A 12,400-nucleotide genomic window follows, 5' to 3' on the forward strand; every position below is an offset into this window, starting at 1 on the left:
CCGATCCTCCGACAGCGACCCATTCCACCGTCCTTCACGGTGTCCGCATGTTGGAACGGTTCATCCGCTTTTTGAGAAGCGCCCCATCATGTAATCTGCACGAAATTTCGCAGAGGGCCAACGTCGTCCCTCGGCACTGCATATGCCACGACGACGACGGGAGAGCCGATGCGCACCGACGCCTGGTCGCCCATGGACGGTCGCCCCGCCCCCCAGGGCATGTACGACCCCCGCAACGAGCACGACGCCTGTGGCGTGGGGTTCGTAGCCACTCTGACCGGTGTGCCCGGCCACGAGATGGTCGAGCAGGCGCTGACCGTGCTCCGCAACCTCGAACACCGCGGCGCCACCGGCTCGGAGCCCGACTCCGGTGACGGTGCCGGCATCCTGCTCCAGGTCCCGGACACCTTCCTGCGTGCCGAGGTCCCCTTCGCCCTCCCCGACGCCGGCGCCTACGCCGTCGGTATCGCCTTCCTGCCCGCCGACGACTCCACCGCGGCCGTCCGCGCCCTGGAGAAGATCGCCGGCGAGGAGGGCCTCACCGTCCTCGGCTGGCGCGAGGTCCCGGTCACCCCGGACATCCTCGGCAACGGCGCCCGCGCCACCATGCCCGAGTTCCGCCAGCTGTTCGTCTCGGACGGCGCGAGCACCGGCATCGCCCTGGACCGCAAGGCGTTCGTGCTGCGCAAGCGCGCCGAGCGCGAGGCCGGGGTCTACTTCCCGTCGCTCTCCGCCCGCACCATCGTCTACAAGGGCATGCTCACCACCGGTCAGCTGGAGCCCTTCTTCCCGGACCTCTCCGACCCCCGCTTCGCCACCGCGGTCGCCCTGGTCCACTCGCGCTTCTCGACGAACACCTTCCCCAGCTGGCCCCTCGCACACCCGTACCGCTTCGTCGCGCACAACGGCGAGATCAACACGGTCAAGGGCAACCGGAACTGGATGAAGGCCCGCGAGTCCCAGCTCGCCTCCGGCCTCTTCGGCGACGCGCCGATCGACCGGATCTTCCCCGTCTGCACCCCCGACGCCTCCGACTCCGCCTCCTTCGACGAGGTCCTGGAGCTGCTCCACCTCGGCGGCCGCTCGCTGCCGCACTCGGTGCTGATGATGGTCCCCGAGGCGTGGGAGAACCACGACTCCATGGACCCGGCCCGCCGCGCCTTCTACCAGTACCACTCCGCGATGATGGAGCCCTGGGACGGCCCGGCCTGCGTCACCTTCACCGACGGCGTCCAGGTCGGCGCGGTCCTCGACCGCAACGGCCTGCGCCCCGGCCGCTACTGGGTCACCGACGACGGACTCGTCGTCCTCTCCTCCGAGGTCGGCGTCCTGGACATCGACCCCGCCAAGGTCGTCCGCAAGGGCCGCCTGCAGCCCGGCCGCATGTTCCTCGTGGACACCGCCGAGCACCGCATCATCGAGGACGACGAGATCAAGGCGTCCCTCGCCGCCGAGCACCCCTACCAGCAGTGGCTGGAGACCGGCGAGATCGAGCTGGAGGACCTCCCCGAGCGGGAGCACATCGTCCACACGCACGCCTCCGTCACCCGCCGCCAGCAGACCTTCGGCTACACCGAGGAAGAGCTGCGCGTCATCCTCGCCCCGATGGCCCGCACCGGCGGCGAACCGCTCGGCTCCATGGGCACCGACTCGCCGATCGCCGCGCTCTCGGCCCGCCCCCGGCTGCTGTTCGACTACTTCACCCAGCTGTTCGCGCAGGTCACCAACCCGCCGCTGGACGCCATCCGCGAGGAGCTCGTCACCTCGCTGCGCTCCGTTCTCGGCCCCTCCGGCAACCTCCTGGAGCCGAACGCCGCGTCCTGCCGCAGCGTCGCCCTGCCCTTCCCGGTGATCGACAACGACGAGCTGGCCAAGCTCATACACATCAACGCCGACGGCGACATGCCGGGCATGAAGGCGGCCACGCTCTCCGGCCTCTACCGGGTGAGCGGCGGCGGCGACGCCCTGGCCGCCCGCATCGAGGAGATCTGCACCGAGGTCGACGCCGCCATCGAGGACGGCGCCCGCCTGATCGTCCTGTCCGACCGGCACTCCGACGCCGAGCACGCGCCGATCCCCTCGCTGCTGCTCACCTCCGCCGTCCACCACCACCTCATCCGCACCAAGCAGCGCACCCAGGTGGGCCTGCTGGTCGAGGCCGGTGACGTCCGCGAGGTCCACCACGTCGCCCTGCTGATCGGCTACGGCGCCGCCGCGGTCAACCCGTACCTGGCCATGGAGTCCGTCGAGGACCTGGTCCGCGCCGGCACCTTCATCGAGGGCATCGAGGCCGAGGACGCCATCCGCAACCTGATCCACGCGCTGGGCAAGGGCGTCCTGAAGGTCATGTCCAAGATGGGCATCTCCACGGTCGCCTCCTACCGCGGCGCCCAGGTCTTCGAGGCGGTCGGCCTCGACCAGGCCTTCGTCGACCGCTACTTCAACGGCACCGCCACCAAGATCGGCGGCGCAGGACTCGACGTCGTCGCCAAGGAGGTCGCCGCCCGGCACACCAAGGGCTATCCCGCCTCCGGTATCTCCGCCTCGCACCGCGCGCTGGAGATCGGCGGCGAGTACCAGTGGCGCCGCGAGGGCGAGCCGCACCTGTTCGACCCGGAGACGGTCTTCCGCCTCCAGCACGCCACCCGCAACCGCCGGTACGACATCTTCAAGAAGTACACGGACCGGGTGAACGAGCAGTCCGAGCGCCTGATGACGCTCCGCGGCCTGTTCGGCTTCACGTCGGACCGCCCGTCGATCGACGTCGACGAGGTCGAGCCCGTCTCGGAGATCGTCAAGCGCTTCTCCACCGGCGCCATGTCCTACGGCTCCATCTCGCGCGAGGCCCACGAGACCCTCGCCATCGCGATGAACCAGCTGGGCGGCAAGTCCAACACCGGTGAGGGCGGCGAGGACGCCGACCGGCTCTACGACCCGGCGCGCCGCTCGTCCATCAAGCAGGTCGCCTCCGGCCGCTTCGGTGTCACCAGCGAGTACCTGGTCAACGCGGACGACATCCAGATCAAGATGGCCCAGGGCGCCAAGCCCGGCGAGGGCGGCCAGCTGCCCGGCCACAAGGTCTACCCGTGGGTCGCCAAGACCCGGCACTCCACCCCGGGCGTCGGCCTCATCTCCCCGCCCCCGCACCACGACATCTACTCCATCGAGGACCTGGCTCAGCTGATCCACGACCTCAAGAACGCCAACCCGGTCGCCCGCATCCACGTGAAGCTGGTCTCCGAGGTCGGCGTCGGCACGGTCGCCGCCGGTGTCTCCAAGGCCCACGCGGACGTCGTCCTCATCTCCGGCCACGACGGCGGCACGGGCGCCTCCCCGCTCACGAGTCTCAAGCACGCGGGCGGCCCCTGGGAGCTCGGCCTCGCCGAGACCCAGCAGACCCTGCTGCTCAACGGCCTGCGCGACCGCATCGTCGTGCAGACCGACGGCCAGCTCAAGACCGGCCGCGACGTCGTCATCGCCGCGCTGCTCGGCGCCGAGGAGTTCGGTTTCGCGACCGCGCCGCTCGTCGTCTCCGGCTGCGTCATGATGCGCGTCTGCCATCTCGACACCTGCCCGGTCGGCATCGCCACCCAGAACCCGGTCCTGCGCGACCGCTTCTCCGGCAAGGCCGAGTACGTCGTCAACTTCTTCGAGTTCATCGCGCAGGAGGTCCGCGAGCTCCTCGCCGAGCTGGGCTTCCGTACGATCGAGGAGGCCGTCGGCCACGCCGAGCTGCTCGACACCGACCGGGCCGTCACCCACTGGAAGGCACAGGGCCTCGACCTCGCCCCGCTGTTCTACGTCCCCGAACTGCCCGAAGGCGCGGTCCGGTACCGGAACACCGACCAGGACCACGGCCTGGACCGGGCCCTCGACAACGAGCTGATCAAGCTCGCCGCCGACGCCCTCAAGGCCGACAGCCCCGAGGCCGCCCAGCCGGTCCGCGCGCAGATCGCGATCCGCAACATCAACCGGACCGTCGGCACCATGCTCGGCCACGAGGTCACGAAGAAGTTCGGCGGTGCGGGCCTGCCCCAGGACACCATCGACATCACCTTCACCGGCTCCGCGGGCCAGTCCTTCGGCGCCTTCCTGCCCAGCGGTGTCACGCTGCGCCTGGAGGGCGACGCCAACGACTACGTCGGCAAGGGCCTGTCCGGCGGGCGCGTCGTCGTCCGCCCCGACCGCGGCGCCGACCACCTCGCCGAGTACTCCACCATCGCGGGCAACACCATCGCCTACGGCGCCACCGGCGGCGAACTGTTCCTGCGCGGCCGCACCGGCGAACGCTTCTGCGTCCGCAACTCCGGCGCCACCGTCGTCTCCGAGGGCGTGGGCGACCACGGCTGCGAGTACATGACCGGCGGCCACGCCGTGGTGCTCGGCGAGACCGGGCGCAACTTCGCGGCCGGCATGTCCGGCGGTATCGCGTACGTCATCGACCTCGACCGCGACAACGTCAACGCCGGCAACCTCGGCGCGGTCGAGGAGCTGACCGACACCGACAAGCAGTGGCTGCACGACGTCGTGCGCCGCCACCAGGAGGAGACCGGCTCCACCGTCGCCGGGAAGCTCCTCGCCGAGTGGGACACCGCGGTGGCCCGCTTCAGCAAGATCATCCCGTCCACCTACAAGGCAGTGCTCGCCGCCAAGGACGCCGCTGAGCTCGCCGGTCTCTCCGAGCAGGAGACCACCGAGAAGATGATGGAGGCGGCGACCAATGGCTGACCCCAAGGGCTTCCTGACCACCGGCCGCGAGGTCGCCGAGACCCGCCCGGTGGGCGAGCGCGTCAAGGACTGGAACGAGGTCTACGTTCCGGGCTCGCTGCTCCCGATCATCAGCAAGCAGGCCGGCCGCTGCATGGACTGCGGCATCCCGTTCTGCCACAACGGCTGCCCCCTCGGAAACCTCATCCCCGAGTGGAACGACTACGCCTACCGCGAGGACTGGTCCGCCGCCTCCGAGCGGCTGCACGCCACGAACAACTTCCCGGAGTTCACCGGGCGGCTGTGCCCGGCCCCCTGCGAGTCGGCGTGCGTGCTCGGCATCAACCAGCCGGCAGTCACCATCAAGAACGTCGAGGTCTCGATCATCGACAAGGCGTGGGGCAACGGCGACGTCACCCCGCAGCCGCCCGAGCGCCTCTCCGGCAAGACCGTCGCCGTCATCGGCTCCGGTCCGGCCGGCCTCGCCGCCGCCCAGCAGCTGACCCGGGCCGGCCACACCGTCGCCGTCTACGAGCGCGCGGACCGCATCGGGGGCCTCCTCCGCTACGGCATCCCCGAGTTCAAGATGGAGAAGTCGCACATCAACCGCCGCATCGAGCAGATGCGCGCGGAAGGCACCAAGTTCCGCACCGAGATCGAGATCGGCCGGGACATCGACGCCGCGAAGCTGCGCCGCCGCTACGACGCCGTGGTCATCGCCGCCGGTGCCACCGTCTCCCGCGACCTGCCCGTCCCGGGCCGCGAGCTGAACGGCGTGCACTTCGCGATGGAGTACCTCCCGCTCGCCAACAAGGTGCAGGAGGGCGACCTGACGGTCTCCCCGGTCACCGCCGAGGGCAAGCACGTCGTCGTCATCGGCGGCGGCGACACCGGCGCCGACTGCGTCGGCACCGCGCACCGCCAGGGCGCCCTGTCGGTCACCCAGCTGGAGATCATGCCGAAGCCGGGCGAGGAGCGGAACGCCAACCAGCCCTGGCCGACCTTCCCCATGCTCTACAAGGTCACCTCCGCGCACGAGGAGGGCGGCGAGCGGGTCTACTCCGTCTCGACGACCCACTTCGAGGGCGACGAGGACGGCAACGTCCAGGCCCTCCACCTGATCGAGGTGGAGTTCAAGGACGGTAAGCTGGAGCAGAAGCCCGGCACCGAGCGGGTCATCCCCGCGCAGCTGGTCACGCTCGCGATGGGCTTCACCGGCACCGACCAGGCCAACGGTCTGGTCCAGCAGTTCGGTCTGGAGCTCGACGAGCGCGGCAACATCGCCCGCGACGCGGACTACGCCACCAACGTCGACGGCGTCTTCGTCGCCGGTGACGCGGGCCGCGGCCAGTCCCTCATCGTGTGGGCCATCGCCGAGGGCCGCTCCGCGGCACGCGGCGTGGACCGCTTCCTGACCGGAGCCAGCGCCCTGCCGGCCCCGATCCGCCCGACGGACCGTTCCCTGATGGTCTGATACGGCACACCAGACGTCCCGCACAACGGCGTGCGGAACTGAACGCGGCGCCTGCCCGTCCCCGACCGGACGATTCGGCAGGCGCCGTGGCGCATTCGGAGCCGGGTACGGGCAGGCCCGGGCGGCCCGGACCTCAGACGGTCAGGGCCAGCGCACAGGTCGCGGCCGCCGTCGCCGTCACCGCGAGCACCAGACCCGTCAGCGCGAACCGCCGTACGCCGATGCGCGTCCCCTGGAACCGGCACCGCTCGAACCACAGCAGCGTCGCCAGCGATCCCCACGGCGTGACCAGCGGGCCCGCGTTCACCCCGATGAGCAGGGCCAGCAGCTGATGGTGGTTGTCCGCCGGGACGACCGCCTCGCCCGCCACGTACGCCGGAAGGTTGTTCAGCACGTTGGCGAGCCCGGCGCCCACCCCGGCGGTGCGGAGCATGCCCGCGAGGCCGTCGTCCGAGCCGAGCGCCCGCACCAGCAGCTCGTGCAGCCCGTGCGCGTTGACCGTCTCCACCACCAGGAACATCCCCGGCACCAGCACCAGCAGCCGCCACGGGACCAGCGAGAGCCGCAGCTCCTCGCGGCGCCGCACCGCGTACGCCGCCACCACGACGACCATCGCCACCAGCGAGGCGGACCACAGCGGCACGTCCACCGCCAGGATCGCCAGCAGGAACCCGGCACACGCCACCGAGCACACACCCAGCAGCACCCGGTCCTCCGGCGACGGCACCGGCGGCGGGGTGTACGTGTCGGCGCCCCGCCGGCCCCGGCGCCAGTAGAACACCCACAGGCACAGAGCCGTCATCCCGATCGCCGCCAGTTGCGGCAGCCACATCACGGCCGCCAGCCCGGCCGGCGACAGCGCCACCCGGTCCGCCGCCAGCAGATTGGTCAGATTCGATACGGGCAGCAGCAGGCTCGCCGTGTTGGCCAGCCACACCGTCGTCATCGCCAGCGGCACCGCCGCGATGCCCACCCGCCCGGCCAGCGCCAGCATCACCGGAGTCAGCAGCACGGCCGTGGTGTCCAGGTTCAGGGTGATCGTGGTGAGCGACGCGAACGCCACGCACAGCCCGAACAGCAGCGGATAACGCCCCCGCCCCGCCCGCGCCACCCACGCCGCGACCACGTCGAAGACCTGCGCCCGGCCCGCCAGCTCCGCCAGCACGATCACCGTGGCCAGGAACGCCAGCAGGGGCCCGATGCGCCGCAGCTGGTCCTGCGCCGGACCGGCGGGCAGCAGCCCGGTCGCCGCGAAGACCACTCCGAGCAGGAGCAGCCCGCCGGCCAGCCAGTCCAGGGGATGCAGCCGCCGCACCAGGGCACGCGAGCGCTCCGTGAAGTGATCGTTCCGCATGCGCTCATCGTGTCAGACCGGGCCACCCCGGCCCCGCTCAGCCGGTCAGCGCCGACGTCTTGAGGACCACCAGAAGGATCAGCACCGCCGCCAGCACCACACAACCGGCTGTCTGCACCGCCGTACGCCGCCCGGCGGGGGCGTACGCGTACACGACGGTCACCGCCGCCCCGGTGAGCAGCCCGCCCAGGTGCGCCTCCCACGAGGTGAAGGCCGCCGAGATGAGCATCCACACCAGGAACCCGGCCAGGAAGCTGTTGACCGCCTGCACGTCCCGGCCCAGGCGCCTGCTGATGACGTAGAACGCGGCCGCGAGCCCGAACACCGCCCCCGACGCGCCCACCACCTGGTCGGACGGCGAGACCAGGTACACCAGCACCGAACCGCCCAGCGCGGCCAGCAGGTACAGGGCGAGGAAACGGACCCGGCCCAGCTGCTCCTCGACGACCCGGCCGAGATTCCACAGGGCGTACATGTTGAACACGATGTGCAGCACCCCGAAGGGCAGCGCGCCGAACGACGTGCCCTCCGGCGGCAGATGCAGGAAGGACCCGGTCAGCAGCCGGTACCACTCGCCGTCCACCACCCCGACCGCGTCCAGCCCGGGGATGCCCCCGTCGACGTAGAGGTACCGCCCGCCGTCCGCGTCGGTCAGCCCGGCGCCCGTCATCGCGAACCGGTCGACGACCCCCGGGCGTATCAGCTCCGCCACGTACGCGAGGACGTTGAGGGCTATGAGCGCGTACGTGACGACCGGCACCGCGCTCCGCGCCACCGTCCCGCCGAACACCGTCCGGGCCCGGCGCACCGACCGCTGACCCTCCTTCACGCACTCCACGCACTGGTGGCCGACCGCCGCCTCCCGCATGCAGGAGGGGCATATGAAGCGCTCGCAGCGGACGCAGCTCACATACGTCTCGTACGAGGGGTGGCGGTAGCACGTGCTGGCGGCGGCCTCCATGGCCGGCTCCTTCGTCTGTACGGGGATCGGGGGCCGGTGGGGGGACGGCGGCGATCAAGATAGCGAACGCGCGACGACCGCCCCGACCCGGGCTCCGCACACCCGAACGGGTGGGGGACGACGGACCGGCGGGAAACCGGACAGAGGATGTCGGGATTGCCGAGTTGCATGGGCCCATGACCACGAGCACCTGGACAGACTTCCGCACCGCCGAACCCGACTTCGCCGACACCGTGCGCCGCCGGTTCGCGCAATACAGGCACCACGTCCTCGCCACGCTCCGCAAGGACGGATCGCCCCGGCTCACCGGCCTGGAGATCGACTTCTGGGAGGACGAGCCGCACCTCGGCATGATGCCGGACTCCCGCAAGGCCCTCGACCTGCGCCGCGACCCCCGCTTCTCCGTGCACGCCAACCCCGGCCCCGGTTCCGACATGGCCGACGGCGACGTCCGCATCTCCGGCCGGGCGGTCGAGATCACCGACCCCGCCGTGCTCGCCCGTTTCATCGACGAGCGCACCCCGCCCGAACCCTTCCACCTGTTCCGCGTCGACCCCACCGAGGTGGTGCGCGTCGGCCTGGAGGGCGGCGACACCATCGTCATCACCACCTGGCGCCCCGGCCGCCCGCTGCGCACACTCCGCAGGGGCAACGAGGCGGGTACGGTCACCGAGGACCGCTGAGAGCGGCGGGCGGGCGGACCATGGGCGGGTGCCTGCCGAGAAGAAGCCCCGGGCGACCCCCGGCACCCGAGCGCCGTGACGAACCCACCCGCCCCGCCTCCGCCACACGGCGGCGAGTCGTGCTACCGTTGGTCCCGTTGCAGTTTTGGTACCCATGAACATTATGTGCGCCTGACGGGAATGCTTCGTCAGGCGCTTTATTGTTTTCCGGCTTTCTCCGGATGGGGCTCAATGCGGCGACTTGGAATTCGTAAAGTGCGAATTTCCGGCACTGCACCTCCTTAGGAGAATGACATGGCTACTGGAACCGTGAAGTGGTTCAACTCCGAAAAGGGCTTCGGCTTCATCGAGCAGGACGGCGGCGGCGCCGACGTCTTCGCCCACTACTCGAACATCAACGCCTCCGGCTTCCGTGAGCTCGTCGAGGGCCAGAAGGTCAGCTTCGACGTCACGCAGGGCCAGAAGGGCCCGCAGGCGGAGAACATCGTCCCCGCCTAAGCGTCGGACGCGTACCTCGCAGCCGGGGCCCGCACCGTGAGGTGCGGGCCCCGGCTCGTGCTGTCCCAGGAGGACAATCCCCATATGACCCGCTCCGAACGTCAGGACCGTCCCGCCCGCAACCGCCCGTCGAGGGGACGCGGCACGGACCGGCCCAAGGCAACAGCGCAGGGTTCCGGCAAGGGATCCGGAAAGGCGTCGCCCCGTCGCAGGGCCACGCCGCCGCAGGGCGAATTCGCGCTGCCCGAAACCATCACCCCCGCACTGCCCGCCGTCGACGCGTTCGCCGAGCTGGACATGCCCGCAGCCCTGCTGAAAACCCTTGCCGCGCAGGGCGTGACCGAGCCGTTCCCGATCCAGGGCGCCACCCTGCCCAACTCGCTGGCCGGCCGCGACATCCTCGGCCGGGGCCGCACCGGCTCCGGCAAGACCCTCGCCTTCGGCCTCGCGCTCCTGGCCCGCACCGCCGGCCGCCGCGCCGAGCCGAAGGCACCCCTGGCCCTCGTCCTCGTCCCGACCCGCGAGCTCGCCCAGCAGGTCACCGACGCGCTGACCCCGTACGCCACCGCGGTCAACCTGCGCCTGGCCACCGTCGTCGGCGGCATGTCGATCACCAAGCAGTCCGCCACCCTGCGGCGCGGCGCCGAGGTGCTCGTCGCGACCCCCGGCCGGCTCAAGGACCTCATCGAGCGCGGCGACTGCCGCCTGGACCAGGTCGCGATCACCGTCCTGGACGAGGCCGACCAGATGGCCGACATGGGCTTCATGCCGCAGGTCACCGCCCTGCTCAAGCAGGTCGAGCCGGACGGCCAGCGGATGCTGTTCTCCGCGACCCTGGACAAGAACATCGACCGCCTCGTCAAGATGTTCCTGACCGACCCCGTCGTGCACTCCGTCGACCCGTCCGCCGGTGCCGTCACCACCATGGAGCACCACGTCCTCCATGTGCTCGACGAGACCGACAAGAAGGCCGTCGCCACGAAGATCGCCGCCCGCGAGGGCCGCGTGATCATGTTCGTCGACACCAAGCGCGCCGCCGACCGCTTCGCCAAGCGGCTCCTCGCCAGCGGGGTGCGCGCCGCCGCGCTGCACGGCGGACGCTCGCAGCCGCAGCGCAACCGGACCCTGGACCAGTTCAAGAACGGCCAGGTCACCGCCCTCGTCGCGACCAACGTGGCCGCACGCGGCATCCACGTCGACGACCTCGACCTCGTCGTCAACGTGGACCCGCCGACCGACCACAAGGACTACCTCCACCGCGGCGGTCGCACCGCCCGGGCCGGGGAGTCCGGCAGCGTCGTCACGCTGGTGCTGCCCGACGAGAAGCGGGACATGACCCGCCTGATGCAGGACGCGGGCATCGCACCCCGCACCACCCGCATCAAGTCGAGCGACGAGGAACTCACCCGCATCACCGGCGCCCGCGAGCCCTCCGGAGTCGCGGTCGTCATAGAGGTCCCGCAGCCGGCCCAGCCCAAGGCCCGCCCTGCCGGCACCCGCTCGGGCAGCCGCGGCCGCGGGCGCGGCCGCGGTGCCGCGTCGAGCACGGCAGGCACCACCCGGGGCGCAGCCCCCCGCACCGGCGCCGCCCGCGGCACCGGCCGGGGCGCGTCCCCGTCGCGCGGCCGCCGCGCCGCATAACCCCCACCCGCCGGAGGGGCCACTCCAGCCCCTCCGGCCGGGCAGACCGTGCCTCTCCGGTGGTCCATTCAAGCCCCTCCGGCGATTGAGGAGCGGGGGTCCGGGGGCAGCGCCCCCGAGCAACGGACCTCAGGTCGTGCAGTCCAGCACCGCGCGACACAGCGCGCACCGCACCCGCACCCGCCCCCGCACCGCGACCCGGTTCCGCTGGAAGCACATGGGGCACGCGAACGCCACCCGCAACCCGCCGTCCCCGCCGGCCTCGAAGGCGTACGGCCCCCCTGGCATCCCCGAAGCGGACCGCCGGTCCCGCGCGTACCGCCGCCGCCCCGCCCACCCCGCCGCCGTCAGCGGCGGCTGCTCCGCGTCCCGCAGGGCCCGGGCCCGGCCCTCCGTGTACGCGGTGTACGCCTGCGGGCTGGTGAACCACGGCGAGGGGTCCTCGCCGAACAGCAGAGCCCGCTTGGCCAGCACGTACCCGAACTCCTCCGGTGTCAGATAGCCGAGCTTCTGGCTGGTGACCGCGTCCTCGCGGAACGCGTCCAGCAGCAGCCAGCCCGCCCCCAGGTACGCCGCCGTCGTGTCGGTGAGGATCTCGTTGTCCCGGGTACCGGGGAACTCCAGGCCCAGCCGGTGCAGCAGCACATGCGCGACCTCGTGCGACAGGGCCGCCCCGATGTCCCGGCGATGCGTACGGAATCGGTCGTTCAGCTCCACGAAGTACTCGGGCCCCGCCGCGAGTTCGACACTGCCCGCGTGCTCCATCGGCCGGAACGCCACGATCATCCGCGCGTCCGGCAGCCGGTAGTGGCGCACCATCGCCCGCGCCACCCGCTGCGCGCCCAGGTGCAGATCGTCCGCGTCCGCGAAGGCCGCGTCGACCGGGGCGAGACTGGTGGCGTACCGCTCCACACCGTCCACCGACAGCCTCCGGTACAGCGCGGTGATCGCCGAGCGGACCGTGTCCAGATGCGGGAAGCCGTGCTCGACGGGGCTGCGGCGGGGGCTCTCCGGCACGTCCGTACCCCCGCTCGCCACGACGCTCGACTCCTCACCACTGTAGACCGCGGCGAGCGCCCCGG

The 12,400-nt window shown here is 71.4% G+C and carries 8 protein-coding genes; 5 read left to right on the forward strand and 3 right to left on the reverse strand.

The window, feature by feature from the left end; translation table 11 throughout:
• Positions 1-168 precede the first annotated feature (168 nt).
• Positions 169-4,728 carry a glutamate synthase large subunit gene (gltB, locus tag BLW14_RS24145; RefSeq protein ID WP_093709279.1) on the forward strand — a complete coding sequence of 1,520 codons (4,560 nt, stop codon included), beginning with the start codon at positions 169-171 and terminating at the stop codon, positions 4,726-4,728.
• Positions 4,721-6,181, forward strand: coding sequence for a glutamate synthase subunit beta (locus tag BLW14_RS24150; RefSeq protein WP_093709280.1), 1,461 nt, complete (start codon positions 4,721-4,723; stop codon positions 6,179-6,181). The genes gltB and BLW14_RS24150 overlap by 8 nt, the downstream gene beginning before the upstream one ends.
• Before the next feature lie 133 nt (positions 6,182-6,314).
• Here BLW14_RS24150 and BLW14_RS24155 read toward each other — a convergent pair whose 3' ends face one another.
• Both BLW14_RS24155 and BLW14_RS24160 read right to left on the reverse strand, forming a co-directional pair.
• Entirely contained in the window at positions 6,315-7,535 is a 1,221-nt protein-coding gene (locus tag BLW14_RS24155) for an SLC13 family permease (RefSeq protein ID WP_093709281.1), read from the reverse strand.
• Between the two features lie 37 nt (positions 7,536-7,572).
• Positions 7,573-8,496 (reverse strand): rhomboid family intramembrane serine protease, encoded by a 924-nt coding sequence (locus BLW14_RS24160; RefSeq protein WP_093709282.1) that lies wholly within the window; start codon positions 8,494-8,496, stop codon positions 7,573-7,575.
• A gap of 176 nt (positions 8,497-8,672) precedes the next feature.
• Here BLW14_RS24160 and BLW14_RS24165 point away from each other — a divergent pair, with 176 nt between their 5' ends.
• From BLW14_RS24165 to BLW14_RS24175, 3 genes are all read left to right on the forward strand, one after another.
• Positions 8,673-9,179: a pyridoxamine 5'-phosphate oxidase family protein gene (locus BLW14_RS24165; RefSeq protein ID WP_093709283.1), complete on the forward strand. Its 507-nt coding sequence runs from the start codon at positions 8,673-8,675 to the stop codon at positions 9,177-9,179.
• Positions 9,180-9,473: 294 nt separating this feature from the next.
• Positions 9,474-9,677: a cold-shock protein gene (locus tag BLW14_RS24170; protein ID WP_018518748.1), complete on the forward strand. Its 204-nt coding sequence runs from the start codon at positions 9,474-9,476 to the stop codon at positions 9,675-9,677.
• A gap of 84 nt (positions 9,678-9,761) precedes the next feature.
• Positions 9,762-11,318 (forward strand): DEAD/DEAH box helicase, encoded by a 1,557-nt coding sequence (locus tag BLW14_RS24175; protein ID WP_093709284.1) that lies wholly within the window; start codon positions 9,762-9,764, stop codon positions 11,316-11,318.
• 129 nt (positions 11,319-11,447) lie between these two features.
• Here BLW14_RS24175 and BLW14_RS24180 read toward each other — a convergent pair whose 3' ends face one another.
• Positions 11,448-12,335, reverse strand: coding sequence for a hypothetical protein (locus BLW14_RS24180; protein ID WP_093710836.1), 888 nt, complete (start codon positions 12,333-12,335; stop codon positions 11,448-11,450).
• Positions 12,336-12,400 lie beyond the last annotated feature (65 nt).

The sequence above is a fragment of the Streptomyces sp. 2131.1 genome, from assembly GCF_900105515.1.
GTDB lineage: Bacteria > Actinomycetota > Actinomycetes > Streptomycetales > Streptomycetaceae > Streptomyces > Streptomyces drozdowiczii.

What these genes read in the sequence shown, in the direction of transcription:
- gltB (WP_093709279.1), top strand. Translation starts at nt 169, where the DNA reads ATGCGCACCGACGCCTGGTCGCCCATGGACGGTCGCCCCGCCCCCCAG.
- BLW14_RS24150 (WP_093709280.1), top strand. Translation starts at nt 4,721, where the DNA reads ATGGCTGACCCCAAGGGCTTCCTGACCACCGGCCGCGAGGTCGCCGAG.
- BLW14_RS24155 (WP_093709281.1), bottom strand. Translation starts at nt 7,535, where the DNA reads ATGCGGAACGATCACTTCACGGAGCGCTCGCGTGCCCTGGTGCGGCGG.
- BLW14_RS24160 (WP_093709282.1), bottom strand. Translation starts at nt 8,496, where the DNA reads ATGGAGGCCGCCGCCAGCACGTGCTACCGCCACCCCTCGTACGAGACG.
- BLW14_RS24165 (WP_093709283.1), top strand. Translation starts at nt 8,673, where the DNA reads ATGACCACGAGCACCTGGACAGACTTCCGCACCGCCGAACCCGACTTC.
- BLW14_RS24170 (WP_018518748.1), top strand. Translation starts at nt 9,474, where the DNA reads ATGGCTACTGGAACCGTGAAGTGGTTCAACTCCGAAAAGGGCTTCGGC.
- BLW14_RS24175 (WP_093709284.1), top strand. Translation starts at nt 9,762, where the DNA reads ATGACCCGCTCCGAACGTCAGGACCGTCCCGCCCGCAACCGCCCGTCG.